The 26,657-nt window shown below is 67.9% G+C and carries 22 protein-coding genes and 1 pseudogene; 9 read left to right on the top strand and 14 right to left on the bottom strand.

Annotation, left to right across the window (positions count from 1 at the left end; genetic code table 11):
• Positions 1–113: 113 nt before the first annotated feature.
• Complete coding sequence (locus tag HDA31_RS10150) at positions 114–866, bottom strand: sulfotransferase family protein (protein ID WP_246383846.1); 753 nt, start codon at positions 864–866, stop codon at positions 114–116.
• Between the two features lie 1,077 nt (positions 867–1,943).
• Between HDA31_RS10150 and HDA31_RS10145 the strand changes: the two genes are divergently transcribed.
• The 5 genes from HDA31_RS10145 (at position 1,944) to nhaA (ending at position 7,396) form a co-directional block, all read left to right on the top strand.
• The gene (locus tag HDA31_RS10145) at positions 1,944–2,834 is read left to right on the top strand and encodes an SMP-30/gluconolactonase/LRE family protein (protein ID WP_178064843.1); all 891 of its coding nucleotides are present in this window, start codon (positions 1,944–1,946) and stop codon (positions 2,832–2,834) included.
• A 299-nt stretch (positions 2,835–3,133) separates the two neighbouring features.
• Complete coding sequence (locus HDA31_RS10140; protein ID WP_178064842.1) at positions 3,134–3,913, top strand: SDR family NAD(P)-dependent oxidoreductase; 780 nt, start codon at positions 3,134–3,136, stop codon at positions 3,911–3,913.
• Positions 3,910–4,743: an SDR family NAD(P)-dependent oxidoreductase gene (locus tag HDA31_RS10135; protein ID WP_178064841.1), complete on the top strand. Its 834-nt coding sequence runs from the start codon at positions 3,910–3,912 to the stop codon at positions 4,741–4,743. The genes HDA31_RS10140 and HDA31_RS10135 overlap by 4 nt, the downstream gene beginning before the upstream one ends.
• A gap of 38 nt (positions 4,744–4,781) precedes the next feature.
• Positions 4,782–5,510 carry an SDR family oxidoreductase gene (locus HDA31_RS10130; RefSeq protein ID WP_219824887.1) on the top strand — a complete coding sequence of 243 codons (729 nt, stop codon included), beginning with the start codon at positions 4,782–4,784 and terminating at the stop codon, positions 5,508–5,510.
• Complete coding sequence (gene nhaA, locus HDA31_RS10125) at positions 5,507–7,396, top strand: Na+/H+ antiporter NhaA (protein WP_178064839.1); 1,890 nt, start codon at positions 5,507–5,509, stop codon at positions 7,394–7,396. The genes HDA31_RS10130 and nhaA overlap by 4 nt, the downstream gene beginning before the upstream one ends.
• Positions 7,397–7,876: 480 nt before the next feature.
• On the opposite strand, the gene HDA31_RS32100 is transcribed toward nhaA, so the two are convergent.
• The 5 genes from HDA31_RS32100 to HDA31_RS10100 all read right to left on the bottom strand — a co-directional run bounded on the left by HDA31_RS32100 (position 7,877) and on the right by HDA31_RS10100 (position 13,543).
• A complete protein-coding gene (locus tag HDA31_RS32100; protein WP_281370174.1) occupies positions 7,877–8,677 on the bottom strand; it encodes a PucR family transcriptional regulator in 801 nt (266 codons plus the stop codon).
• A 325-nt stretch (positions 8,678–9,002) separates the two neighbouring features.
• On the bottom strand, positions 9,003–9,791 hold the full coding sequence (locus HDA31_RS10115; protein WP_178064837.1) for an efflux permease Rv1217c-related protein: 789 nt from the start codon (positions 9,789–9,791) through the stop codon (positions 9,003–9,005).
• Positions 9,769–10,695, bottom strand: coding sequence for an ABC transporter ATP-binding protein (locus HDA31_RS10110; protein WP_178064836.1), 927 nt, complete (start codon positions 10,693–10,695; stop codon positions 9,769–9,771). The genes HDA31_RS10115 and HDA31_RS10110 overlap by 23 nt, the downstream gene beginning before the upstream one ends.
• Positions 10,696–11,198: 503 nt before the next feature.
• The gene (locus HDA31_RS10105; RefSeq protein WP_221486599.1) at positions 11,199–12,107 is read right to left on the bottom strand and encodes a methyltransferase domain-containing protein; all 909 of its coding nucleotides are present in this window, start codon (positions 12,105–12,107) and stop codon (positions 11,199–11,201) included.
• Positions 12,108–13,051: 944 nt separating this feature from the next.
• On the bottom strand, positions 13,052–13,543 hold the full coding sequence (locus HDA31_RS10100; protein WP_178064835.1) for a hypothetical protein: 492 nt from the start codon (positions 13,541–13,543) through the stop codon (positions 13,052–13,054).
• Positions 13,544–14,109: 566 nt separating this feature from the next.
• Between HDA31_RS10100 and HDA31_RS10095 the strand changes: the two are divergent.
• Positions 14,110–15,011 (top strand): annotated as a pseudogene (locus tag HDA31_RS10095) (IS5 family transposase); the annotation flags it as partial.
• Between the two features lie 380 nt (positions 15,012–15,391).
• Entirely contained in the window at positions 15,392–15,742 is a 351-nt protein-coding gene (locus HDA31_RS10090) for a nucleoside triphosphate pyrophosphohydrolase (protein WP_178064833.1), read from the top strand.
• On the opposite strand, the gene HDA31_RS10085 is transcribed toward HDA31_RS10090, so the two are convergent.
• A complete protein-coding gene (locus tag HDA31_RS10085) occupies positions 15,715–17,055 on the bottom strand; it encodes a methyltransferase domain-containing protein (RefSeq protein ID WP_178064832.1) in 1,341 nt (446 codons plus the stop codon). The two genes, HDA31_RS10090 and HDA31_RS10085, sit on opposite strands and share 28 nt — an antisense overlap.
• A gap of 18 nt (positions 17,056–17,073) precedes the next feature.
• Positions 17,074–17,373 (bottom strand): hypothetical protein, encoded by a 300-nt coding sequence (locus tag HDA31_RS10080; protein ID WP_178064831.1) that lies wholly within the window; start codon positions 17,371–17,373, stop codon positions 17,074–17,076.
• Positions 17,374–17,428: 55 nt separating this feature from the next.
• On the opposite strand from HDA31_RS10080, the gene HDA31_RS10075 reads away from it, so the two are divergent.
• A protein-coding gene (locus tag HDA31_RS10075; protein ID WP_178067077.1) for an IS3 family transposase occupies positions 17,429–18,597 on the top strand; the annotation gives its coding sequence in 2 pieces (ribosomal slippage) (positions 17,429–17,713 and positions 17,716–18,597; 1,167 coding nt in all).
• On the top strand, positions 18,598–19,482 hold the full coding sequence (locus HDA31_RS10070) for a cysteine desulfurase family protein (RefSeq protein WP_178067423.1): 885 nt from the start codon (positions 18,598–18,600) through the stop codon (positions 19,480–19,482).
• Between the two features lie 1,551 nt (positions 19,483–21,033).
• Here the strand turns inward: HDA31_RS10070 and HDA31_RS10065 are convergent.
• From HDA31_RS10065 to HDA31_RS10040, 6 genes are all read right to left on the bottom strand, one after another.
• Positions 21,034–21,228 (bottom strand): hypothetical protein, encoded by a 195-nt coding sequence (locus tag HDA31_RS10065; RefSeq protein ID WP_077940425.1) that lies wholly within the window; start codon positions 21,226–21,228, stop codon positions 21,034–21,036.
• The gene (locus HDA31_RS10060; RefSeq protein ID WP_077940424.1) at positions 21,225–21,662 is read right to left on the bottom strand and encodes a hypothetical protein; all 438 of its coding nucleotides are present in this window, start codon (positions 21,660–21,662) and stop codon (positions 21,225–21,227) included. Before HDA31_RS10060 ends, HDA31_RS10065 begins: the two co-directional genes overlap by 4 nt.
• A gap of 320 nt (positions 21,663–21,982) precedes the next feature.
• Positions 21,983–23,227, bottom strand: coding sequence for an IS256 family transposase (locus HDA31_RS10055; RefSeq protein ID WP_178062888.1), 1,245 nt, complete (start codon positions 23,225–23,227; stop codon positions 21,983–21,985).
• A 509-nt stretch (positions 23,228–23,736) separates the two neighbouring features.
• The gene (locus tag HDA31_RS10050; RefSeq protein ID WP_178064830.1) at positions 23,737–24,444 is read right to left on the bottom strand and encodes an SDR family oxidoreductase; all 708 of its coding nucleotides are present in this window, start codon (positions 24,442–24,444) and stop codon (positions 23,737–23,739) included.
• 2 nt (positions 24,445–24,446) lie between these two features.
• Complete coding sequence (locus HDA31_RS10045; protein WP_501039825.1) at positions 24,447–25,508, bottom strand: NsdA family TPR-like regulatory protein; 1,062 nt, start codon at positions 25,506–25,508, stop codon at positions 24,447–24,449.
• A gap of 5 nt (positions 25,509–25,513) precedes the next feature.
• Positions 25,514–26,656 carry a hypothetical protein gene (locus tag HDA31_RS10040; protein WP_178064829.1) on the bottom strand — a complete coding sequence of 381 codons (1,143 nt, stop codon included), beginning with the start codon at positions 26,654–26,656 and terminating at the stop codon, positions 25,514–25,516.
• Position 26,657: the final 1 nt, after the last annotated feature.

The following is a 26,657-nucleotide window of genomic DNA, read 5'->3' as shown; positions in this document are numbered from 1 at the left end:
CGACGTCGTGGTTCGATGACGCGTGTCCGCAACAGGGCCTCGCGCGGACAGCGCGGCGGTGAGTGTTCAGGTTCCGGGGCCCCTGCCAGGGCCTGTCGGGGCCACACGGGCCGTCAGTTCCTCCGCGTCCCGGGTGCCGGGCGACGCGAACGAACTCGATGTGCGGCGAAGGCCAGGCCGGACAATGCAGTTCCTACGGCACGGAACGTATCGGTCAGGCGACGCCGCGAGAAGGAGTTCTTGTCGTTCTTCCGAGGAAAGTCCGCGGCTGGGACGCCAACCTCCAGGAACGAGCACAGCGGGTGCCATCCCTCCGCGACATCGAACACGAGAAGACGCTCGCTGGGAACGGTCCGCCGGACCTCGCTGATGTGTGAGTCGAAGGTCGCCAGCGCGTGGTCCCGGTCGAACCGGCTTCCACCGAAGACACGGTCTGCGATCACGCGATTCAGCTCCGCCGGAAAGTACCGGTAGGCCGGGTTGCGCAGGGCCATGGCGCCGAGGAGGACCGAGGCGAACGGTGAGCGAAGGAAACGCCAGGCAGCGAAGACGGTCTTCGTCGCACTGTCATACCATCTCTCCGGATCACGTACGGTCAATATGATCTTGGCTTCCGGATAGGCGTCGACAAGATCCCGCCAATAGGCGGCGCCGGGCCAGTCCACGGTTGCCCGGTATCCCGCGAAGATGGCGTCCCAGGCGGGCCGGACGGGGTCACCGAGGTCGACCCAGGCCTTCGCCCGTTCGGGTTGGCCGGCGATCTCGAGCATGTGATAGCAGGGGCCGAAGCCCAACATCTCGAGAGCGGCCTTCAACGACTCGGTACCGGTCCTGCCGAACCCGACCCCGATCACCCGCAACGACATCTGCACCATCCTTCAGCCCGAACAGTCTCCTGTGGCTGGACCGGGTGCGGACCACGGCCACCACACCCGGAATGACGGACGCCGGGTGGATCTCTTCACCGGGTGACAGCTCGAAAGCCGGAGTCTCGGCATCGCCCACACCAGCTGCACCGCGCGGGCAGGAGGCCCCGACCGCCACATGCCCTGGCGGGGAGCCGCAGACGTCGCCGCTTCGATGCCTCGTCGACCCGCATCCGGAGTCCCGCTCGCCTGGCGGCGGGTGGTGAGGTCAGGCGCCCCTATGGTGCGCCCGATCCGGGCCGGATCCGCTGCAGGCCGCCGCAGCCCGTAAGCGGCTCTCTCGCCACAGGGGTCTTCCGCGCCGTCGTCCAGAATCGGCTCCAGCGGAGCCTCAGCCGGACGATCGATGGCATCCAGCGGCTGGCGGTGAAGGCGAAAGCGACGAACATGCCCGGCGTGAGCACTTCCTCGACTACGCCAAGCAGCTCACGCCGCCGACCGGCGGTGAAAGCCGCCCACGGCAACCCACCGGCGACGCTCGCACTGGCGACCGCCTGCCCGACTGGGCGGTCATCGTGGCCTGACGAACCGTGTCCAACGGTCACGGTGACACCTCCTGGTTCGTGGATCTGCGATCAACTCTCGGCGGCTCCCGCCGACGGCACATCGGTCATCTGACTTCGATCACGAGGATCCATCCCGACTCGGACCCGGCGCTGATGGGCGCCCCGGGCCGCTGGTGCGGCTGCGATCCGGCCGGTCTTGGGCACTCGCCTGAGATCAAAGCGGGGCGGTTCGGTGCGCGGTCCGGGACAGGCGGACAACCCAGCCGTAACCCGGTGAAAAGCCTCAGCGAAGTTGCCGGAGCGAGGTGCCCGCTGACGCCGGGTCGAGGCACGCCGTCGATCGAGACGTACGCGGCGAGGAAGTCGGCGCGACCGTCGGGCTGGCGACTGCCGCGTGCAGCGCCGCGGCAGACGAAGGCCATGCCTTGTTCACGCATTCCATGGCTACTCTGCTGCGGTGGCAGGCTGGTCGCCCGGTCGACCTGCCAGGCGAGGGCCCAGGAGGGCGATCATGACCACGAAAGCGACCACGGTGGCCGAGGGTTTCCACTTCCTGGAGGCACCACGTTGGCGCGATCAGCGGCTCTGGTTCGCCGACTTCTACGGCCCCCAGGTCTGGTCCATCCGGGAGGACGGCGCTGACCTGCGGGCCGAGGCCGACGTGCCAGGGCAACCCTCCGGACTGGGCTGGCTCCCCGACGGGCGCATGCTGATCGTATCGATGCGCGACCGCAAGGTGCTCCGCAAGGAGCCCGACGGAACGCTGGTCGTACATGCCGATCTGGCCGGGCACGCCACCGGGCACGCCAACGACATGGTCGTGGACAGCCACGGCCGCGGGTTCGTCGGCAACCTCGGCTTCGATCTCATGGCCGGTGATCCGATACGACCAGCCGGGCTGCACCGCGTGGATCCCGACGGCCACATCACGCAGGTGGCCGACGACCTGTGGTTTCCCAACGGCAGCGTCATCACCCCCGACAACGTGCTGCTCGTGGTGGAGACGTTCGGCAACCGGGTCACCGCCTTCGATATCTCCGACGACGGGGACCTCAGCGGCCGGCGACCGTGGGCAACATTCGGGCCCCTTCCGATCGGCCACCGGGTCGATCAGGTGCTGACCGAGCTACGGGTCGCCGGCGACGGTGCCTGCCTCGACGCGACGGGCGGGCTGTGGATCGCCGATGCGGTCGGCAGCCGGCTGGTACGGGTGGTCGAGGGCGGAACGATCACCGACGAGATCAGGCCCGGCTCGCCGGTCTACGCGTGCGCCCTCGGCGGTGCCGCAGGGACGACCTTGTTCGCCTGCGCAGCACCCGACTTTCACGAGAACGCTCGCAGGTCGGCACGCGAGGCCCGCATGCTGGCAGTGCAGGTCGCTGTTCCAGGGTGCACACCGTGACGACCGCATCGAGACGACCGGTCGGCTGACGGGAGGTCTCCGGCAATCCTGCGGTCAGCCGGTCACGCTGCCCGAATGTCCGCTGCCAGCGGTGCCCAAGACGTGGAAGGCCAGCACCGACCCCGCCCTCACCTCGAAGATGCGCCGGTCCCCGGACCTCTACAGGCTGACTCCGCTGCTCGCGCCGCATGGGGAGCGCCGCCTGATCGGCCTGGATCCTGGCGACGAAGCGAGGATCAGGCAAGAAGTCGCGGGGATTGCTCTAACACACCGTGAGGCCGTCGAGGTTGTCTGGAGGGGTGAACACCCAGACACCCAGCCAGGCAGTAACCGTGGTGACCGGCGCGAGCGCCGGCATCGGACGCAGCGCCGCGGTCGAGATCGCCGCACGCGGGATGGGGGTGATCGTCACCTACAACTCCCGGCCCGACGGCGCGGAGGAAACCGTCGCGATAATTCGAGAGAACGGCGGCCACGGAGTCTCGTTGCCTCTGGACGTCGGGCAGAGCGACACCTTCCCCGCGTTCAAGAGCGAGCTCTGTCGCGTCCTCGGCGAGGAGTGGGGCACCGACAAGATCCACGCGCTTGTCAACAACGCCGGCTTCGGAGGCGGCCGCGGGTTCGAGGACATGAGCGAGGAGGCGTTCGACCAGTATTACCGGGTGCTCCTACGCGGGCCGTACTTCCTCACCCAGGCGCTCCTGCCGCTGATCCACGACGGCGGCTCGATCATCAACACCTCGAGCAGCTCCGTACGGCCCGGTGACACCGAGGCCGGCTACTCGGGATACGCGGCGATGAAGGGCGGCCTGGTGGTCGCCACCAGGTTCCTCGCGAAGGAGCTGAGCCCTCGGGGCATCCGCGTCAACTCGATCGCCCCGGGGCCGACTCGCACTCGCATCGGCGACGACGCGTTCGAGAAGCACCCGCAGATCATCGACGGCCTCGCCGCCAAGACCGCGCTCGGCCGTGTGGGCGAGCCGGAGGACATCGGCAAGGTCATCGCGTTCCTCGCCTCGGACGAGTCCGCGTGGATCACCGGGCAGGACATCCTGGTCGCCGGGGGCTACGCGCTGTGAAGACTGCCGGGCAGCGGTTCGGCACGGTGGTGCTCACCGGCGCCACGAGCGGCATCGGCGAAGCGACCGCCCACCGGCTGGCGGCGATCTCCGAGACGCTCATCGTGCTCGGGCCCGAGCCGGAAGAAGGGGCACGGCGCGTTCTCACGCAGATCCGTGGGGCCGGGCCCGCCGAGGTCCACTACGTCGGTGCCGACTTCACCCACCTCTCCGACGTCGTCGAGGCTGCCCGCTCGATCAGGTCGCTCGTCTCGACGATCGATCTGTTGATCAACGATGCCGGGGTCCCGGGCGCGGCGCAGCGGGTCGTCACCATGGATGGATTCGAGCGGACGCTGCAGGTCAACGCACTCGCGCCAGCGCTGCTGACTCGGCTGCTCGTTCCTTCGTTGGCTGAGGGCGCACGAATCGTGAACGTGGGGTCGTCCGCGCACCGCCTCGAGCGGTTCCACTTCGACGACATCGACCTGGAGCACGGTTACTCGCCGGTGGCCGCGTACGCGCGAGCGAAGCTCGCGATGGTGACCTGGTCGTCTCTGCTCGCGGAAGAACTCCGGTCGATGCCGGTCAGTGTCGTCGCCCTCTGCCCCGGGCTCAACGACACCCCGCTCAGTGCCGCGATGATGGGTCGGATCGGCGGTCCTCCCGCGCGGGGCGCAGCCCGCGTCCTCCATGCCGCCGTCGCCGACGTGCGGTCCGGCTCCTACCTCGAAGACGACCACGTCGTGTCGTCGAGCGCGGACGCCACCGATCCCTCGAACCGGAAGCAGCTCACCGCCCTCTACTGGGACCGGCTTCTGCGCTTCGCGGCTGCGGGACGCGAAGGATGAGCGAGCACAGCGCGACCACGGGCGTCCTTAGTGGTCGGGTGGCAGTCGTGTTCGGCGCGACCGGATGGATCGGGCGAGCGATCTGCCGCGACCTGGTCCAGGCAGGCGCCAGCATCGTCATGGTCGGCCGAGACGCCAACCGCCTCGACGCCCTCCACCGCGAGCTCGGCGGGAGCGACCGGGTGCTGTCCACCATCGCGGACGTCACCTCTCAGATCGAGGTCGACGACGCCCGAGCGGCCGCGATCACGCGGTTCGGCCACGTCGACCTTCTGGTCGTGTCCTCGGGTGTGATCACCGGCTCCGCCTTCGGCGAAGGCGTCCCGGCAGACTGGGCCGAGATGATCGACGTGAACCTCCGCGGGCTGCTGCACGCATCCCAGACGTTCGCCGAGCCGCTCCTCGACAGCGCCGACCGTGGGGCACCCGCCGACATCGTGTTGATCGGCGCCGTCAGCACCGACGTTCGCGCGCCTCGTTTCGCGGTGTTCAACGCACTGTCGGCGGCCATCAAGCAACTCGCACGCGCGCTCCGCCACGAGTACGGGCCGCAGGGCACGCGCGTCCACATCGTCGAGCCGGCTTTCGCGGTCGGCCAGTCCGACGAGCATCGCAACGCGTCAGCGCCCGAGCATGACCAGCAGCACGAACGGGCCGCCTCCGCGGTGAAGCCAGACGCGATCGCCGCGGTGGTCACGCTCGCGGCGGCGCTGCCGAGGAGCGTGAACCTCGCCGAAGTCCTCCTCCTACCCACTGAGACGGCGTGACGAACGTGGCCAGTAGTGCCGCTGCGATCGACTCCCCCGGCGCGGCTCGCCGCGGCCCCATCTCCCGCCTGCTGCGCAGCCCAGAGGCCCTGCGCGGTGCCGTCGTCCTGATCGCCGGCACCGTCGTCGCGCTGATCTGGGCGAATCTTCCGGGAGACAGCTACGGGTCCTTCTGGCATCTCCCTCTCGGCCTGGAGCTCGGGGGCTCCAGGTTCGAGCTCGACCTACGGCACTGGGTCAACGACGCGGTCATGGCCGTGTTCTTCGCCCACGTCACGCTCGAGGTCCGCCGCGAACTCGAGCTGGGTGAGTTGCGTGACTGGCGGAAGGCGAGCGTCCCTGTCATCGCCGCAGTCGCCGGCCTCGTCATCCCGGCGCTGATCTACGTCGGCGTCACCTCGGGCACCGACACGGTTGGCGGCTGGGGGATCGTGGTCTCCACGGACACGGCCTTCGTGCTGGGCATACTCGCCCTCATCGGACGAGTGATGCCGCCCCAGCTGCGGATCTTCCTCGTCACGCTCGCCGTCGCCGACGACGTCGGTGCGCTCGGGGTCATCGCGTTCGCCTACACCGACCACTTCAGCCCGTTGCCGCTGCTCATCGCGGTGGGCGGTCTCACGATGATCGCGGTGATGCGTTTCGTCGGAGTGTGGCGCGGGGGGCTGTACCTCCTGCCCTCGATCGTCGTCTGGGCGGGCTTCTTCCTCTCGGGCGTACACGCCACCCTGGCGGGCGTCGCGATCGCGTTGTTGCTGCCGATCTTCCCCACGCGATCCGACGACCTGCGCAGGGCTCAGGATCACGTCCGTGCCTTCCACATGTCGCCGACCGCCAGCTACGCCCGCACGGCCAACAACTCGCTCGCGCGAGCGGTCTCCATCAACGAACGCGCCCACCGCGCGCTGACGCCGTATGTCACCTGGCTCATTCTGCCGATCTTCGCTCTCGCCAACGCCGGCGTGAGAGTCACCCGGGAGTCGCTGGTCGATGCATTCACCTCGCGGCTCACGTGGGGCATCATCGTCGGGCTGGTCGTCGGCAAGATCATCGCCATCTCGGTGTCGACCTGGATCGTCACCCGGGTTCGACCCGACGCGCTCGGACCAGCGGTACGCATGCCCCACGTCATCGGCGTGAGCATGCTCGCCGGGATGGGCTTCACCATCTCGCTCTTCGTCACGGAACTGGCGTTCGACGATCCTGTCGATGTCAGTCGCGGACAGATCGGCGTGATCGCTGCCACCGTGCTTGCCGCTACGCTCGGCACCGTCGCCTTCGCCGTCATGAGCGCACGCGAGCGGCGACGATCGCCGCACCGCAGCCGCCTCGTGCGGGCGCTCGACCCCGCTCGCGATCCCGTGCTGGGCGACCTGAGCAGCGCCGTCGTGACAGTTGTCGAGTACGGCAACTACGCCACGCCGTACTCGCCTGCCGCGGGAGAGATGCGTCGTGAAATGGAAGGCCGCTTCGGCAGCGAAGTCGCGTACGCGTTCCGCCATCTCCCGCTCGAGCAGCCGCTCGGTCGTTCCGCCGCCATCGCCAACGAGGCCGCGGCCCTCCAGGGACGATTCTGGGAGATGCGCGACGAACTCATCCGCGAGGCACCGATCGAGAACGAACGACAGATCCGCCGAGCGGCCGCAAGCGCCGGGTTGAACCTGCGGCGGTTCGAACGCGACTGGGGCGACGCGACTAGGGCCCAGCGAGTCGACGAAGACCTCGTCGACGCGGAAGCTATGCACCTGCACCAGGCGCCGACGTACTTCATCGACAACGTGCGCTACGAAGGGTCGATCGATGCCGACTCGGTGAACGCGGCGGTGGCAGCAGCAAGAAACTCGGCCCTGCGACGCGACGAGCGCGGCCTCAACGCCGACGCCTAGCAACGGACACCTGCATGGCGTCACGAACTGAAGATGACCGCCAAGGGCACCAAGGAGAAGCGCGCCCGCGTGGTCCCGCTGATCGAAGAGGTGCGACCGGTCGTGGCCCGCCGCCTGGACTCGGTCACCGCGCCGCGATCTCGACTGTTTGGCGGGCCGCGCGGTGGACGGATCAGCAGCGCCGTGCTCGGGGCGCGACGCACTGGGATGAGGTGGTGACGAAGCTGGGCCACGAACACCTGCGCCGGCACGACCTGCGACACACCGGGCTGTCGTGGATGCCGACGCCGGGGTGCCCGGTGCGCGTAGTGCGCAGGATCGCCGGCCACGGTCGCTGGCCACGCCACAGCGGTACCTGCGCCCCGACCGGCAGTCGATCACCGACGCGGGAACGGCGCTCACTTGAAGACACGCCGGTCCCCCAACGGTCCCCGGCTACGCGCCGCCTAGATCAGCAAATCTCTACTGTCCCAGTACGAGTTAGAGGCCGTTGACCTCTGGCCAGCCGAGCAGTCGGGCGCCGAGTACGGCGGCGTGAAGGGTGAATCGTTGGGTGGGTTCGTTGGGTTGGTAGCCGGTCAGGTGGTGGATGCGGTCGAGGCGGTAGGTGACCGCGCGTACGGACAGGTGCATCTGCCGGGCGGTAGCGGTGTGGTTGCCCTGGTTGTCGAAGAGCACGGTGAGGGTGTCCAGGTAGGGCTGGGCTCCCCCGCGGGCGGTGGTGAGCGGGCCAAGAACGGTGGTGACCAGGTCGGTGATGGCGTCGCGGTCGCGCAGCAGGACGGGAAAGACCAGCAGGTCGGCGGCGTGGAGCACGGGTGCGGTGAAGCCGAGCTTGCCGGCGTGGTCGAGGGCGTTGCGGGCCTCGTCGAGCGAGTCGACGAGGCCGTGCACACCGGGGTGGGCGCGACCGACGGCCACCTGCCAGCCGTCCGGGCCGAGTTCGGCCAGGAGCAGGTGCGCCAGTTCCGCCCCGATGCCGCGCAGGCCTCCGGCGCTGATGCAGACCAGGCCGCCGTCGCGCAGGGTGGTGAGGGTGTTTCCTTCGCCGAAGCGGGCGGCGAGCGCCGCGTCGACGCGGTGGACGATGTCGGCGGTGAGGCGGGGCGCGCGGGCGACCAGGACGGTGTGGGTGGCCGACAGGCGGATGCCGTAGCGGTGGGCGCGTTCGGCCAGCCTGCCGGGCTCGGCTCGGCCGGCGAGCAGGTCGTTGACGAATGCGGTTCGTTCGGCGCGGTGTCGAACCAGTTCGGCCCTGGCTTGCCGAAGGTAGCCGTCCATGGCTGCCACCAGCACCGAATGGGCGGATTCCAGCAACGCCGCGGAGCGGGTGTGGACGGCGGCGGCGGTGTCGGTGGGTTCGAGGGGCGTGCTCCACGAGCGGCCGGCCGCAGCGAAGACGCCGTTGACGAGGTCACGCGGTTGCAGATCCTCGTCAGCGGCGCGGGCGCCGAGCCGGGCGGCGGCCTCGCTTCGCTGTTCGCCGGCCGTGGCACGCAGGAGGTCTCGGCAGCTTCGGGTCAGCCAGGTGTCATCGTTTCCGGGCTGTTCCGGCGGCGTGCGACGGTGGCCGCCCCACGGCGGTCGGCCACCCGCACGGTGGGCTTCAGACACCGACGTCACGGCGGTCGAACAGGACCATCCCGACAGCTGCGGTCAGGGCACCGACGCCCGCGAGGATGAGCAGGTGGCCCGGATGCCAGCCGGTGTGCAGCGGGTCCGTGCCGATGAAGTAGTGGAACGGTGAGAGCCAGCGCATCCACTGCCAGCCGTCGGACATGCCGCCGATGGCGTTGGCCAGGTAGGTGGCCACGCCGAGCACACCGGTGACCGCCAGGACGGTGCCACGCTTTCCGGTGGCCGCGCCAGCGAGGAAGGCGACGCCGGTGAAGCACCAGACCAGGGCGATCAGGCCGACTCCGGCGGCCGCGACGTGGGACAGTGCGATGTCCATGCCCACGCGGGGGACGATGATCATCAGGAGGATCAGCGGGACGGCCGCGACCAGCGTGATGGCGCTGCCGGTGGCCGCGAGGCGCTGTCCGGCGAAGGCGGTACGCGACAACGGGGTGGCCAACAGCAGTTCCATGCCGCCGTCCTCCTCCGGCCGGGCGATCGTGCGTGCGGTCAGCGTGATCGCGCACATGAGGACCAGCAGCGGCCCGATCAGGCTGAAGACCGTCGCCTGCAGGTAGCCGGCCGGCGAGAGCATGTCGGCGATGCCGAGGAAGTCGAGCATCTCCTGCGGCAGGGCGTCCTGCTTGAGCTCCGCCGCTCCCTGGAACTGGCTGTAGAAGGAGGTGTAGACGACGGTGAAGAGGGCCACGCCGACGGCCCAGCCAATCAGCGCGCGGCGGTCGTCACGCCAGGTCTTACGCACCAGTGCGGGAAACATCGCCGGCTCCTTCGCAGTGGTAGTAGAACGACAGGAACGTCTCTTCCAGGTCCGGCTCGGTCGACAGCATGTCCACGACGTCGTGGCGCGCCGCCGCCTTGATCAGCGGGTCGAGGCGGCCGTCCACGGTGCACCGGAGCACCGGCCCGGACACCACCACGTCACTGACGCCCGGCAGGACGACGAACTCCGCCGGCTCCACGGGATCACCGAAGTGGATCTCCACTGACCTGACGGCCCGCTTGCCGAGGGACTCCACCCGCTCGACCGCGGCCAGCCTGCCGTCGCGGATGATGGCGACCCGATCGGCGGTGTGCTGCACCTCGGCGAGAACGTGACTCGACATGAACACGGTCTGCCCGGCGTCGCGGGCGTCGCGGACCATCCCCAGGAACTCCTGCTGCATGAGCGGGTCCAGGCCGCTGGTGGGTTCGTCCAGGACGAGCAGGGCCGGTTGATGCATGAACGCCTGCACCAGGCCGACCTTCTGCTTGTTGCCCTTGCTCATCGCGCGTACCGGACGGGACAGGTCCAGGTCGAGCCGCTCGGCCAGGTCGGTGACCTGCGACCAGGCCACGCCACCACGGGCCTCGGCGAAGAACCGCAGCAGGTCCTCGGCCTTCTCCCGGCCGGGAAACGCCAGTTCGCCGGGCAGGTAGCCGATCCGCCGGTGCAGGGCGGCCTTGTCGCGGCGCGGGTCGAGCCCGAGCACGGTCGCGCGGCCCGAGGTCGGGCGCAGGAAGTCCAGCAGCAACCGGATGGTGGTGGTCTTCCCGGCGCCGTTGGGCCCGAGGAATCCCATCACCTCCCCGGTACGGACCTCCAGGGTGAGCCCCTCGATGCCTCGGCGTCGGCCGTAGAACTTCGTCAAGTCCTCGGCGAACACGGCGATGTCGCTTGTCATGCCCCACATCGTTAAGCCCACGCCCGTCCACCATCCAGGGCGGCACCCGGCCGAGATCGAACGACAGGTCCTGCCGAACCCCGGCAATCAGCATGCGGCACATGCCCGGCGCCGAGGAGTTGCTGGCCGTGGGGGCGCGACGAGCTGCCCGACGCGCTTGGCCCCGCCGCCACGCAAGGGTGGTGAAGCGCGGGCCCGGCGGCGGCTTCGGCGAGACGCTGACGAATATTTGTGCCAGTTATTCCTATTCGCGCTGGAGGCGGCCGTGCCCGTCCTGAGGTGCTTCAACTCGCCCGCCGGCCGGTTCGCTCGGGTCGTCCTCGGGCTGGTGCTCATCGTGGTCGGGGCATGGGTCGAGCGGCTGGTGGTGGCTGACACCGAATCCGCCAGCTACGGCTGGAGCACTAGTCCCGCCTGGAGGTGTGATCACTGCGGTGTGGTGGCCGACAGGTCGGCCGCTGCGTGCTGCCACCCAGTTACCTGCAGGACTTCAGGCAGACTACTTAGCCTGGGCGGCGTCCCCATGCCGAGATCAGCGGCGCGAGGGTGAGGTCGAGTTCGCCGGCATCGACGGCGGCCAGGTGCGCGTCGATCTCGACGTCGCTGGCCAGCCCTGCGGCGAGCAACTCGGCACGGACCATGCGCACCGTCGCGGTCTCCAGCCGGTCGCAGGCTACCCCGCCGACCGGGAAGCAGCCGGCCGCCGTGACATCGACCAGGCCCGCCGCGCGCATCGCCCGCGGCAGCGTACGGCCGTAGCGTAGATCGGCGCCGCGGCGGGTCATCAACTCCCGGACGGCGTGCCGCAGCCGGTTGGCGCGCCGCTGCGCCGGGCCGACCTCATCGAGGCAGGCCAACGGCTGCAACTCGGTGTCGGCATCCTCCACCAACAGCCAACCGCCGGGCCGCAGCGCCGCCACCATCGTCGCCAACGCCCGGGCACGGTCGGGCACGTGAACGAGCACGAGCCGCGCATGCACCAGGTCGAACGTGCCTGGCTGCGGCGGCGGGTCCCCGACGACGTCGTGCCGGAGCACCTCGTACCCGCCGCGCGGGTCCAACCAGGCCGGATTAATGTCCGTGGCCAGCACGTGACCCGTTGGTCCGACGGCCGTGGCGAGTGCCTCGGGAATGCTGGGGCCTCCGGCACCGACTTCCCAGCAGCGCCAGCCCGCCATCACTCCGAGCCGGTCGAAGTGTCCACGCGTGACGCCGTCGAACAGTTCGGCCAGCCAGGTGAACCGCTCGCCCGCCTCCACCCGGGCGTTGTCGAGCAGGTAGCGGTAATCCGGGGAGGACGCGGTGGTGTCCGGCGATGGGGGCCTGGACCGCGCGCCAGCGGTATTCACCGGCCCGCCCACGGTCGCGTCCGGCTCGGGTCCGGGATCGACGACGGGCTGCGACGGACTCATGCCCACATCCTGACGCCCGACCGGTGATGTGTCAGCGCGACACAGGATGAAACCAGACACAGCCTGGCTCCAGCCAACCAGGCCGATCCCCAACCCTCGCCACGATCGCCCGCTCATCCAGGACCTCGGTGTCCCGACGCTCCCCGGCTGAGGTTCCCCCCGTAGGGGGACCGACAGATTGCCGCCAGGTCCCACCGCGCCTACTCCGCCGCCGGGACCGGCCCCTCCCGTCCCTGCCAAGAGGAAAACTTGTCTGCGGTCAACCCCGCCTGCCCCAGAAGCCTGTGGTACCAGGCAGGCTTCTTACTCTGCGAACCGTCCTCCCGGCAATTGGATGACGGTCACCATGGCGCCGGGGCGCGGCCGGCGAGCCGCGCCCCTGCCCCCGTCACTAAGGCTCGGCTGTGGCTACGTACGGTCGAGCCCAGTCGACATAGGACGAATAATCGGGGTCGCCCAAGCGACTCAGCACACCGTCCAGCTCTGTGCTGGGTCCTTCATCGGCGAGCAGGACAGCGAGCGCTGTGAAGTGACCCCCTGAGACCGGACACCTCCTGACTTGGCATCCTGCCGGGGAGGAGGCTGTAGAGCAGCGAGCGCCCGTGGCGTGGGGAGGGGGTGGCGCAGGCCGGTGGTCGGCCATGCTCCAGTCTCCGCCGCCCTGCACGGCTGCGGCGGCGGGCCCGGCAGAGGATCCGACACGGATTGCCGAATCGGATCGGGTTTGGTGACCGGAGGTGAATCGGTTTTGTGGTGACCCTCCACGACGTCATAGAGCATCGCCCCGGGCCTGGCGCCGTTGTATACGTGCAGCGCCTCGTTGGGGTGTGAGCTCGGCACGACCACGCCGACTGGGGAATGGCGAGGGCGAAGTCGGCCCGCACCTTGCACCCATCGGCGTCGGCTATCAGTGACTGCTCTGCATTCGAAAGGCCCCCGACGTTCTACCCTGCTGAGTGCTCCGTCTGTGAGCGGATCTGCCTGAACTTCTCCCCTGGGTCGTCGGCTTGGGTGAGACCACCGAAATGGATCATGCCGAGGGTCTGTGCGGATGCCCAGACACAGACATCGATGCGGACGTCCTCGCTCCGGCCGACGCCGCACCGGGCCTTCCCTCCGAGCGGACCCGACGAGACAGGCTTCACCTCGTCGACAGCCGTCAGTCCGGCGAACACCGCATCCAACACGGCATCCGGAGCGGTGACGGTTCCGGACACCCCACTGAGAAGGATGAACCGGTCGTCATCGCGATAGATCCCGCGTTCGGGAGATCGACGCTCCTTCGCCACCACGTAGGCGGTGCCTACTGCACTGGTCGGCTCTCCCTGGACGAAGCTCTTGAAGAAGCCCATGTTCTTCTCGGCCAGCCCGATCAGTCGTCGATCGACTGATTCGTTCCAGCGTCCGAGCAGCTTCTCCGGCTTGTCGAGTCGCATCGCCGCAGGACTGAAGCTGGGCGAAGGCTGGGTAGAGGTCCGCGACTCGACAGTGTCCGCAGAGCGCGAACACCCGACTGTGCCCAGCAGGGCCACCGCGACGAGGAGGCCGAGTCTCGCAGTGTGACGTGCGCCGTCGATCGACGGTCTTCCCATCATGTGCGCCGCTTTCCGAAGCAGTTGTCGGCGCAGGGTATCGCAAGCCTTCCGCCTCACGTTGGTGCGGCACCGGAACGATCCACTGGAAGACCACGCCAGCGAACAGGACTTGGCCGCGTGACGCCATGGCCAACCGAGACAGCCCTGGCCCGTCGATCTTGGTTGTTCAGCCACGAGTCGCTCTCACCCTCCTCGCCCTTCACAGCACCGGGCTTCTTCTTCGGCCGAGAGCTGCCAGGCCAGGCGATCACTCACCGGCAGCAGAATCCAGACCACATGCCGCATATGAGCGCCACTCACATTACGTACCGTTACACCCAGTAAGGGTGTTGACGCGAAGGGTGTCGAGCCTTAGAGAGCGTTTGGGATGTGTGCTGGTCGGGTGTGTCGCACAGTGGGTGCGATCGATGGGCTGGGTTCGATCGGCAGTCGGGTATGGATCGTGTGCGGCGGTACCCGTCTGACCTGACCGATGCGGAGTGGGAGTTCGTCGAGCCGATGCTGCCGCCGCCGCAGTGGATGGGCAGACCGGAGAAGCATCCTCGTCGGGCGATCGTCGACGGCATCCTGTACGTGGTGCGGACCGGTTGCGCGTGGCGGTACCTGCCGGTGGACTTCCCGCCCTGGCAGACGGTGTACTCCCACTTCCAGCGGTGGATCCGGCGGGGTGTGACGGATCGGATCCTCACCGAACTGCATGAGGAGGTCCGTCTGGCCCACGACCGGCAGCCCGAGCCCACCGCCGGGATCATCGACTCCCAGTCGGTCAGGGCCGCGGACACCGTGCACTCCGACACCCGTGGCTACGACGGCGGAAAGAAGGCCAACGGCCGGAAGCGGTTCATCGTCACCGACACGCTCGGACTGCTGGTCACCGTCTGGGTCCTGGCCGCGTCCTGGCAGGACCGTGACGGCGCGAAGGGCGCCCTGCTCGCCACGTACGCGGCGACGCCGATCCGGCATGTGTTCGCCGACTCCGGGTTCGCCGGGCGTCTGGTCGACTGGGCGCGTGACATGCTGCGCACCACCGTGGAGATCGTGCGGAAGCCCGCCGACCAGCAAGGGTTCGTGGTGCACCGCCGCCGCTGGGTGGTGGAGCGGACCCTGGCCTGGCTGACCGCGCACCGCCGGCTGGCCCGCGACTACGAAACCCAACCGGCCACCTCGGAAGCCATGATCCGCTGGGCCGCCATCGCCGGCATGCTCGGCCGCCTCACCCGAAGCGGACCCGCCACCCGCCAACAACGCCGCACCTTCAACACACCCGACTGACAGACATGCGAAACGCTCTCTCAGGGGTCCGAGCCCGCACCAGAATCCGCTCGCCCTCGTCCGTGGCGTCATCGATCACCAGCGGGGACAACCCCGAGAACACCATCTTCATAAGATCATCGATCTTGCACGCACGGTCTCAACGACATCGACCACCCTCGGTCACCACCGAATGTGGGACAGGGCCGAAAACGCCACATTCCCCCCAGGTCAAAGGTCAGCCGGCGTTGACAATGACTCGGGTGCGACGGGTGGAGCTACTCAAAGTGCGTTGGGTTTCACGCGCTGCATGTCCGCTTGAGCGGGCGTGTCTGGCCGTTGAACTGCCGCCCGGCTACCTAGACTCTCGCCCGGTGGCCCAACTCGCGGACGGTGTCGGGACATGAGGGCCTGTCATAGCGCTGGGGGCTGGGGTCGATGAGTCATGCCAAGCTGGTCCGGGACAAGATTCCGGAGATCGTCCGCGAGCGGGGGGCGGAGCCGGTAACCAGGGTCGCTGGCGCTGATGAATACCGTGGCTTGTTGCGGGACAAGCTGGTCGAAGAGGTCGATGAGTTCTTGGACTCGGAGGACCCCCATGAGTTGGCAGACGTTTTGGAAGTCCTGCTGGCACTGGCGAGTGATCTTGGCGTTGATCGAGACCAGCTAGAGAAGTTACGTATGGCGAAGGTGTCCGAGCGTGGAGGGTTCTCCCGTCGGATCGTGTGGTCAGGTAACACGCCCGCAGACGGTCAGGTAGCTCACGTGGGCTTGACCAGCAACGCTTGACCGGCGGTGGGTGAGGTCTTCAGCGGAATTTGCTGCGTGGTGGGTCGCAGTCCGGCCTGGTGCCCGAGGGCGATGATCTCCTCAGTTGGTATGCCCTTCTGGAACGTGCCTTTGGCCTCACTGGACCAGTATCCGTCGTGATGCGTTCGCCAGTTCGCCGAGATGGCCCGAGGATCGATGTCGGCTGGCGAGCGGGTGACGACGAACAGGTGGCCTCCTGGGCGCACGAATCGGGCGGCATGTTGGATCGCCTGGATGCGTTGCCAGGGGTCGGGTAGGACGTTGAGTACGAAGATGTTCGTGACCAGGTCGTACCGGCGTTCGGGTTCGATGGCCTGACCGAAGCCGGGGTGGGGGTCCCACCCGTCGGCGTCCAGTCCCGAAGCCCGGTAGTGGTGGACGTCGCTACCACGCCCGCAGCCGTGGTCAAGGATGGTGGCGATGCCCAACTGAGGTGCGATGACGTCGACGACTGTGCGGGCGAAGGGGGACGGGTGGGCGCGTGTCATGGCGGTCTTGTGGGGTTGGTAGTCGCTGCGCGTGTACAACGATTCGTCGATGGGTTCTGGTAGCAGTGCGAACAGGGTTTCCTGCTCTTCGTCGGTGGCTGGGGGGAGAGTGACCGGAGCGTCGATGAGGATGCCCGAGTGGTCGGTGAATGACTGCTCGCCCTTGCGGGTGGTGTGGTCGTAGCGCACGGTGATTGCCGGGTGTAGGTGAGCGGGGACTAGGGCCAGGTCGCAGCGGAACTGGCTAGGTGCCCCGGCGTGTTGTCGTTCGATGGTGAATTGGGGCGGGTCTGTCGCGGTGCTGTCGACGAGGTTGAGGTCTGCCAGCAGCGCGGACAGTGGTGCCCGGTCCGTGCTGTTGTTGAAGGTGCTGGCCTGGCCGTTGTGGAGTCCGTCTATCGGGCGTGGGGCGATGTTGAAGTCGCCGCAGGCGATCGTGGGGCGTCCTTGTTCGGCAGTGATGATCTTCTGTAGCTGGTCGAGCTGACTGCTACGGGTGGTGGTCGACCCGCTATCGAGGTAGGTGTTGTAGATAACGAGCCAGGCTAGTTCGAGGCGTTGGGCGAAGCGGTCGGGCCGGGAGGTAGGTGGGGTGGCGAAGCGTTCGGCGATCCAGCAGAACAGGTCTCCGTCTCCGGCGACCGGTCGGAAGCCGGCGAGATCGATCGGTGTCCGGTGGATTGGCTTCCACGGTTCCTGGGCGATGAGCACGTCAACACGGTGGTGGTATAGCCAGGCCGTGAGTTCGGCACGGGCGGCGGGGTTGCCGAGACGCTTGTTCAGGTTGATTGATGCCAGGCGCACGTGAGTTCTCCTGCGGGGTCACGAGTTTGCTGATCGGGTCTCTTCGGCGAAGGCGTGCCACAGCATGTTGAGGGGATGCGTGGGTGCGTACTGCTGTCGTTCGCCTTTGCGGGCGAACACGCCGGTGACTAGTTCGAGCATCGGGTTGAAGTCTTCGGCGAAGGCGACAAGCCGGAAGTCGGGGCCGCCGGGCAGGCGTCCTTCGATGGCGTCCTGCCCGATCGCCTCGGAGACGATCATGCAGCCGTGGGCCATGCCGGAGCGTAGTAGCGCTAGGCCGTAGTAGATGTCGTCGATGCTCGCGAGGGTCTGCTGCACCGGTAGGTGACATCTGAGATGGCTTGCCCTGGTGGCGGGCTGGAAGGATGTCGCTGTGCCCAAGCCTTACCCTCGTGAGTTCCGTGATGACGTCGTGCGGGTGGCCCGCGACCGCGAGCCAGGTGTGACGGTCGAGCAGATCGCGAAGGACTTCGGGGTCCACCCGATGACGTTGTTCAAGTGGCTGCGCCAAGCCGACGTTGATGCTGGCGCGAAGCCCGGCACGACCGGTGGCGAGTCAGCCGAGCTGCGCGAGGCCCGCAAGCGGATCCGGTTGTTGGAGCAGGAGAACGAGGTCCTGCGGCGGGCCGCGGCGTACTTGTCGCAGGCGCATCTGCCGGGAAAAGGCTCTACCCGCTCGTGAGCGAGCTGGCCGCCGACGGGATCCCCGTCGCGGTGACGTGCCGGGTGCTGAACATCGCTCGTCAGCCCTACTACCGGTGGCTCGCCCGGCCTGTCCGCGACGCCGAACTCGTCGCTGCTTACCGCGCGAATGCCCTGGTCGACGCCCACCGCGATGACCCGGAGTTCGGCTACCGGTTCCTGATCGATGAGGCCCGCGCCGCCGGAGAGCCGATGGCAGAGCGCACCGGATGGAAGATCTGCTCGGACAACGGCTGGTGGAGCGCCTTCAGCAAGCGCAGGAAGCCCGGCAAGGGTGGCAAGGCCGGTCCACCGGTTCACGACGACCTCGTCAAGCGAGACTTCACCGCCGACGGCCCGAACCGGTTGTGGCTGGCCGACATCACCGAGCACCGCACGGGTGAGGGCAAGCTCTACCTGTGCGCGATCAAGGACGTGTGGTCGAACCGGATCGTCGGCTACTCCATCGACTCACGGATGAAGTCCCGCCTGGCCGTCACCGCGTTGCACAACGCCGCAGCCCGCCGTGGTGACGTGGCCGGCTGCGTGCTGCACACCGACCGCGGGTCGCAATTTCGCAGCCGAAAATTCGTCCACGCCCTAAACCAGCACGACGTGACCGGGTCGATGGGCAGAGTCGGCGCCGCCGGCGACAACGCCGCCATGGAATCGTTCTTCGGCCTGCTGCAGAACAACGTCCTCGACCGCCGAACCTGGACGACCCGGCAGCAGCTCAGGACCGCGATCGTGACCTGGATCGAACGGACCTACCATCGCCGACGACGCCAACGATCCCTGTCCCGGTTGACCCCTATCGAGTACGAGACCATCATGACCCCACCGGCCAGTCAGGCCGCGTGACTGAAACTGTCACCTATCGGTGCAGCAGACCCCACCCCCATCGAGCACCAGTCGGTTCTGGCCACCTGCGACCACCTCAGCCGCGCGGGATACTCCGTCACCACCGTCCCAGTGGATCACCATGGGCGCGTGAACCCAGCCGACGTCGCCGTAGCCATCACCCCGCACACCGTTCTGGTGTCAGTGATGTACGCCAACAATGAAATCGGCACCATCCAACCAATCGCCGACATAGCCGCCATCACCCGCCGCCACAACGTGCTACTACACACCGACGCCGCCCAAGCCATCGGCGCACTCGACATCGACGTCAGCCGGCTCGGCGTCGACCTGCTCACCATCTCCGCACACAAAATCTACGGCCCCAAAGGCATCGGCGCCCTCTACATCCGCCGCGGAACGCCCTTACGGCCCCAATACGCCGGCAGCCAGGAGCACGGCTTCAGGGCCGGCACCATCAATCTCCCCGGCACCATCGCCCTCGCCGAAGCCCTACGCATCCTCGCCACCGAACGCGAACACGAAACCCCACGCATCGCGCAGCTACGTGACAGCCTCGCCGACCGACTACTCGCCGCCCTTCCACACGCTCACATCAACGGCAGCCCCGAACACCGACTACCCGGCAACCTCAGCCTCACCATCCCCGGCATCGACGCCGCCGATCTCATCGACGCCCTACCCGACCTCGCCATCTCCAATGGATCAGCTTGCGCCAGCGGGCACGCCAAACCGTCCCACGTCCTCACCGCCATCGGCCTGCCCGATTCCGACGCGCGAGCTACCATCCGCCTCAGCCTCGGCCGTGAAACCCGGGAGAGCGACATCGAACACGCCGCCCACCGGATCGGCAGCTCAGTCGCCACGACACCACCGCCGGGGTAAGCGTTGGCTACCATGCTCTCTGCATCAACTGCAGTCCATCAGCAGAAGCAAGACGCCACATGAACGGACTGTCAGCCAAAGTGAACAGAACAGTGCAGTCGATCTTTAGCATCCCAGGTCAAGGAGTCTGCTCCCCGCCCATGCCGGGGGATCCGCTGGGCGTGCGTCGCCCTAGTCGTGGCCGCCGCCTGCTCCCCGCCCATGCCGGGGGATCCGTCCGCGAGCCGGGGCGCGCCCTCCCACGGGCGCCGCTCCCCGCGCACGCGGGGATGATCCCCGGTTGCCGCGCGTCGCGACGAAGACCTAGCCCTGCTCCCCGCGCATGCGGGGGTGATCCGGAGCAGCCGTGGCCGACGACCCGCAATCCCGCCACGTTGCACCTGCTCCTCGCCACTCACGGTGCTCCGGACCAGATCCCGCTGTTCCTGGCACCACTGACCGACCTACTGAACCTGCACGAAGGACACCCGCAGTTCCGGCCCGCCGGAAACGCGGGCAGGCCGTACCTGATCTAACGGGCGGTCCCCGAAGTGCTGCAACCGATCCTGGTGGGCCTCGACGGCCAACAGGCTGGCGCGCTGTCTGCGTCACAACGCGACGCCCTGAAAGGTCACCTCACCGCCGCCGTACCCACACCAGCCGACCGTGCGGGGATACTCCTGTCGTGGCTCGGGAGACTATCCGTCCCCGCCGAAGCATACTGAGGCGGAGAAGCGCTCATCCGGCACCTACTCGCGGACATTCCCCGGCAAGACATCACCACCGCAGCCAGTCACGGACCCACCGCATACACCACAATGGGCGTGGTCAAACTCGCCCGACACGCCAGCGACGACGACACCCTCGCCACCGCCCTCGGCCCGACCCTACGGCGGCTGCTCCCGCCCACACACTGAACATCGAACACTTCGATACGCAAGCCGGTCATCCCACGCTCCAATCAAACAACTACCCCGCCTGCGTCGACAACTCGAAGAGTCCACTTGATCATTGGAGCGCCGGCAAGGACTCGAACCCCGAACCCGCGGTTACCGAAAGTAGCGATCCGAACCTCGTCGCCGCCTGTCGAAAGTTGGCGCTGAGCTGCACAGACACGCCCGTGCTGTGATCGCTTCTTGTCAACGCCTATCACTCACAAACGTGGGTTTTCGGGGGGGTAAAAGAGGGAGAAGCCGACAGCGCGTTGCCAGGTTCCACCGACCCTCGCCCGGGGCCCGGGCACTATCGGCACGAGTACGATGAGCGCCAGCCCCATCGTGACCCGCCCGCCGCCGCCGACAGGGGTTCGCGTCGGCGGATTGACACGAACCGATACCCAACTTGGATTGGGCCTGATCGGCGTCATCCCGCTCAGCCGACCTCACCCTTCTGGACTGGAGCGGGGCTCGAGCGTCGGCTCGCGCCCCGCTCACTCGGGATGCAGGGAAGGTTCTCTCGACGACGATGGCGAACAGGCTAACTGACCTCGCAACTTCGGGGCGTCGGTCGGCTACCCGCGAGATCGACTTGCTCGTCTGGCCAGCGAAGGATCGACGCCCAGAAGCGGCCTGGTCAGGCCGCCCGCTCACGGGCGGCACTGACGCGGAACGGGTGGGTGAACTCGACACCGCAGCCGGCGCACCAGCCCCGAAACAGCAGGCTGATTGCGGTGTCGACGGGACTCGGGACTACTTCGTAGCGGACGCCTTCGATGATGGCGTAGAGGCACCGCCAGCGGATCGGGCAGGTGCACGTCGCTGCGCTCATGCCGTTGCCCTTCGGTCATCGGAGTCGAGGGCTCGCCACTCGCGGGGCTTGCCGCCGGTGGCATCGGCCACCTGGGCGACGTCGCGATGGCCGTAGGCGGTGCGCACGCCGGAGATGGACATGCCGGCGGCTGCGGCCAGGTCGCCCAACGTGTAGGGGCGGGGTTGGACGAACTCGCGGCCATAGGCGAGCAACTCGCGGATCCGCTGCTCCGCCTCCTCCTTCGCGCGGCGAGCGGTGGCCAATGCCCCGATCAACGGATCCTGGTCGCCCCCCTCCCACGCGGCCCGCAGGTTTTCGACGATGCGCTCCTGGTCTTCGACAGCTTGGTCGCGCGCGGCGAGGAAGCCGTCGAAGTCTTCCTCGCCAGGTTCGGGTCGCGGGATCGGGCACAGGATCGCGGCCACGTCCGTGAAGATGTCCCATTGACTCATGCCTTACATTCTGCACACTCTTTTACGATGAACGCAACTCTTCGCACTGAACGCAGTCGAGCGCGCCAGGCGAGGACGGCATCCCGTCGGCGGTCACAGACCAGCGACAGACGCCGCGCGGGGCGGCTGGGCCGTCCTCCGGACGAGCACCACCAGATGCCCGGTCACCTGCAAGGCAGGCCATGGGGAGGTTTGCACCTGCACTTGACGTTGAGTTCTCCGCTTTGATGAAGCGGGGTCTGCGCCGGTTCCGGGAAGGCCAAACGGTCACGTCCGCGCTGGTGGTGTAAGAGACGGCCATCGCGTGATCCGGTCTGATGCTATGCGGCGATTGGTGCTGCGTTGGGCTGGTCGGTGTCGTGTTGGCGGGTGTCGACGGTGATCAGGCGGGCTTTGGCGAGGAGTTCCAGGCCCATGTAGCGGCGTCTTTCGGTCCACTCGTCGGTCTGCTCGGCCAGGACCGCGCCGACGAGTCTGATGATCGCCGCCCGGTTGGGAAAGATGCCGACGACGTCGGTGCGGCGGCGGATCTCCTTGTTCAACCGCTCCTGGGGATTGTTGGACCAGATCTGGCGCCAGATCTCGCGGGGGAAGCCGGTGAAGGCGAGCAGGTCGTCGCGGGCGGCGTCGAGGTGTTCGGCCGCAGCGGGGAACTTCGCTTCGATCGTGGCGACGACCCGCCGGAACTGGGCGTGGACGGCGTCGGCGTCGGGCTGGTCGAAGATCGTGCGGACGAGGGTGGCGATCCACGGCTGCGCCGATCTGGGGACCTTCGTGAGCAGGTTGCGCAAGTAGTGGGTGCGGCATCGTTGCCAGGCGGCGCCGGGCAGCGCGGCGCCGATCGCTGCGACGAGGCCGCGATGGGCGTCGGAGATGACGAGCTGGACGCCGGACAGTCCGCGGGCCGTCAGGGACCGCAGGAATGCCAGCCATCCGGCCCCGTCTTCGTCCGAGGCGACGTCGACGCCGAGGACTTCACGTTGGCCGTCGGCGTTGACCCCGACGGCGACCAGAGCGTGGACGTTGACGGTGCGGCCGTGCTCGCGGACCTTCATCGTCAACGCGTCGGTCCACACGAACGTGTAGTGGGCGGCGTCGAGGGGCCGGTTGCGGAACGCCTCGACTTGGGCGTCCAGGTGGGCGGCCATCTCCGAGACCTGCGACTTCGACAGCTGCCGGATCCCGAGCTGCTCGACCAGCTTCTCCACCCGCCGCGTCGACACCCCGAGCAGATAGCTCGTGGCGACCACTGAGACCAGGGCCTGCTCGGCCCGCCGCCGGTGCGTCAGCAGCCAGTCCGGGAAGTAGGAGCCCTGCCGCAGCTTCGGGATCGCCAGGTCGATCGTGCCGGCCCGGGTGTCCCACTCCCGAGGCCGGTAGCCGTTGCGGGAGTTGACCCGCTCGTCGCTGCGCTGTCCGTAACCGGCGCCGCAGATCGCGTCGGCCTCGGCGGACATCACCGCCTGCGCGAACGTTTTGATCATCGCCTGCAACACGTCCGGCGACGCGCCCTCGATCTGCTCGCGCAGCAGGTCAACGGGGTTCACACTCTCTGAAGCGGCCATCGCGTTCTCTCTTCCTTCTCTGACTTGGTCGTCTTGAAGGATCGACGCGATGGCCGTCTCTCATCTACGCAACACGCCCAACACGGGCAAGTCGTACACCACTTCCGTGGACGCAACCGCCCCCTGCGGTACATGCCATCACAGGTTCTGCCCGCGCCCGCAACGGCCAAGGGACCGTAGGATGAGGCAACGACCGACCTCCATCGCGAGGCTGCCCCGCGAACCCGAATCGACCCGATGAGCCGACCGAACTTTTTCGCATTCCCCGCTCGATAAAGCCCCAGGTAAGCAAGTGTCGTCCCCGCACGCGCGGGGGTCTTCCGTCCGTGTGGCAGCACATGATCGGGGCCGCCTAGTCGTCCCCGCATGCGCGGGGGTCTTTCCCCGCGCTACTACCACGTGCTCGGCCTGTTCGTGTCGTCCCCGCACGCGCGGGGGCCTTGGTAACCGGGCTCAGCCGCTCCTGTTGGTGAGAGGTGACGTTGGATAAAAGTGAGGAGTTCGTGCAGCTACCAGTCGATCGGCACGCGGTTGGCGAACAGGCCGCCGGTCGGGCCGCCCGATGGCAGGGTAGCGAGCCACACGGGTGTGTCGGCACCTTCCTCAGGCGTCCGGTCGGTCTCGCCGTACGCCATCCTGGTGTTCATGCGTCCCGGTGAGCATGCGTTGACCAGGATGCCGGTGCCGGCGAGTTCGGCCGCGAGGACCCGGGTCAGCGCGTTGAGGGCCGCCTTGGACACGCGGTAGGAGACGTTCGTGTCGCCCATGGTGGCGAGCGAAGCGAGGTGGCTGCTGATGTTGACGATGCGGCCGTAGCCGTTCTTTTTCATCTCCGGCACGGCGGCGGCGCAGCAGCGCCAGGCGCCCAGCAGGTTGGTGTCTAAGGCGCTGCGGACCCGCTCGAAGTCGGGGCTCGCTGCGGTCTGACCGCGGTCGATCGCGATGCCAGCGTTGTTCACCAACACGTCCAGCCGGCCGTGTCGCTTGGCAGTGTCGGCGAAGGCCCGAGCCACGCTGGCCGGGTCGTTGATGTCGAGTTGGTGGCCGCTGGCGGACAGTCCGCGCTTCGTCAGGTCGGACACCACGCGGTCGACGGAATACTCGTTCCGGCCGGCCAGCACCACATGCAAACCTTGCTCCGCCAGCCCACGAGCGATGGCTGAGCCGAGCCCACGGTTGGCGCCGGTCACTACGGCGACCTTGATGTCGTCAGCCATGATCAGACCCCCAGGGTAGCGAGCTGGTCATCGAGGGCGCGAGCGCGCGGGTCGGCCTTGGTGAACGGGAGCCGTTGCCGCACTCGAACGACGCGGCGCATGTTCCGTTCCGATGGCGCCTCACGGATCAGCGGTATCGCCTCCGCGACAAGCGACGCGGCGTAGTCGGCGTCCCCGAGCTGCGCCTGTGCCGACGCGCGGCGGATCACGTAGGTAGCCCGGTCGCGCACCTTGGTGGCGGGGACCACCCGCAGCGCATGACTGAGGTACGCGTCGGCTTCTTTCGTTCGCCCCAGATCCAGGTAGCAGGTTCCGACCTGGGCGTTGAACTCGGATTCGTCGAAGTATCCGAGGAAGGCGGGCTCTGTGTCGGTCGACGTTACGCGATCAAACTCGGCGTCGGCTTGTTTGAGGAGGCGTTCGCATGCCTTGCTGTCGCCGATCGCTGCGTGAGCCCTGGCCTCCCGTAGCGCCAGCATCGCGGCGGCGCGTGGGGTCACCCCTTTAGCGCCCTCCTGGGCGCTTCGCGCCAGCTCCAGCGCCTCTCGGGGACGGCCAAAGTCGTAGCACTGAAGGCTCATCGATTTGAGGATGTTGGCTCCCAGCAGTCGGTCGGCGGCGGCGTGTAGTGCGGCGATCCAGTAGCGCTGCGCCGCTGCGTGCAGGCCAGCATCGAACGATGCCCAGCCGGCCATCCGGCCGAGTTCTGCCGCCAAGGCGTACAGTCGCTGACCTGCCACAGCCGTGTAGGCGGATCGGTCAAGGACATCCACCACCATGCCGAGTTCGGCGTGGATGAGGGCCCGAGCTTGGTCACCGCCCCGGGTCGCCTCCAGGAAGCGTAGTCGCGGAAGGCCCTCTTCCATCCGGTCGACCAGTTCGACGGTGACCTGGCCGCCTCGTAGGACGGCGACGAGCTCCTGGGGTTCGATGGTCAGCCACCCTTCGGCGATGCCAGCCAGGGGCACACCCGTAATCTTCATCTTACCGACGCAGGTTCGTGTCGGTCTCGTCCCACACCGGCGCGTCCAAATCGGCCAGCGCGGAGGGGCGTAGCGCGGCATCTGCCTCAAGCTCTACCCAGCCCCGCTGCCGGCGCAGCCGCTGCTGGTGCCGCGAGCGCCTGCACCGCCATATCTGCTGCGGTGGCGAGGTGGCGTACCACTTCCTCCGGTAGTTCACCGAGCCCGAGGCCCGCCGTGGTGGCGATGTGGCGCAGGGCCGCGTGCTGGTCGGCGGTGATGCCTTGCAGGGGTTCGCGGAAGCCGAGGATGTCGCGGGCGGCGTAACCGTCGGCGGTGTCGATGGCCTGTCGCGCGGTGTGGTGCAGAAGTCGGGTCGCCAGTTCGGGCTGGGTCGCGTTGGCCAGGATGGCTCCCGCGAGTCCAAGCCGCGCGCGGTAGGACGCGTAGTTCGGTGCCGTGATGGGAAGGGCGAGCCGCTCCGTCAGCACGGTGAGGTGCTGGGGCATGGCGGGGCGGGCCTGCGTTGCACACATGAGGCTGAGGCAGGCGGCGACCTGTTGCTCCCACGGTTGGGTGAGCGCGCTTTCCGTAAGGACCCTACGGCCGTACTCGGGGTCGCCCTGAAGGCACGCTGCGATGATGACGGCCTGCCGGCCCTCCATCAGGTGAGCACCGATGCCGTTGTGACTTCGCGCGTGCTCGGCTGCCTCGTCCCATCGTCCGTCCAAGGCCAGCACGCGCGTGCCTTCGCCGATGAGTTGAAGCCAGACCCACTGGCGGAGCATGCGTCGTTCGGCGCGATCACCGACGAGGTTGGCGGTGGGCAGGGTGCGGGCGCCGACAACCAGGTCGATGTGTCGGGTGACCGCTTCATGCATGGCCTCCATGAGTCGCAGCGCTGGCGCGCCTTGTTCTGCGCGGATCTGCAGGCGGGCCAGGTTGAGGACGGGTTCGAGCATGTAACGGGCTTCCAGAACGGTGAGAGGACGCGCTAGTCGCAGGTAGGCGTCGATGTGCTGCCAGCAGATTCGTCTGGCGAGGTCCGGCAGTCCGGCGTCGCTGGCGATGAGGGCGGCCTTGTTGAGTACGTGCGCCGCGTCGGCCATGCCGTGACCGGGTTTCCGTAGTGCGGCGTTCGCCGCGTCCGTGATCTCCTTCATGCGTAGGGGCAGGGCTGGGCAGTCGGGGCGGGGGCGGCCGAGGAGCGGGAAGCGGCGCGCTGCGGCGGCGACGGTGTCGTGGTGCACG

This window comes from Micromonospora carbonacea (genome assembly GCF_014205165.1).
In the GTDB taxonomy this organism is placed as follows: domain Bacteria; phylum Actinomycetota; class Actinomycetes; order Mycobacteriales; family Micromonosporaceae; genus Micromonospora; species Micromonospora carbonacea.
This window is presented reverse-complemented; position numbering and strand designations above follow the sequence as displayed.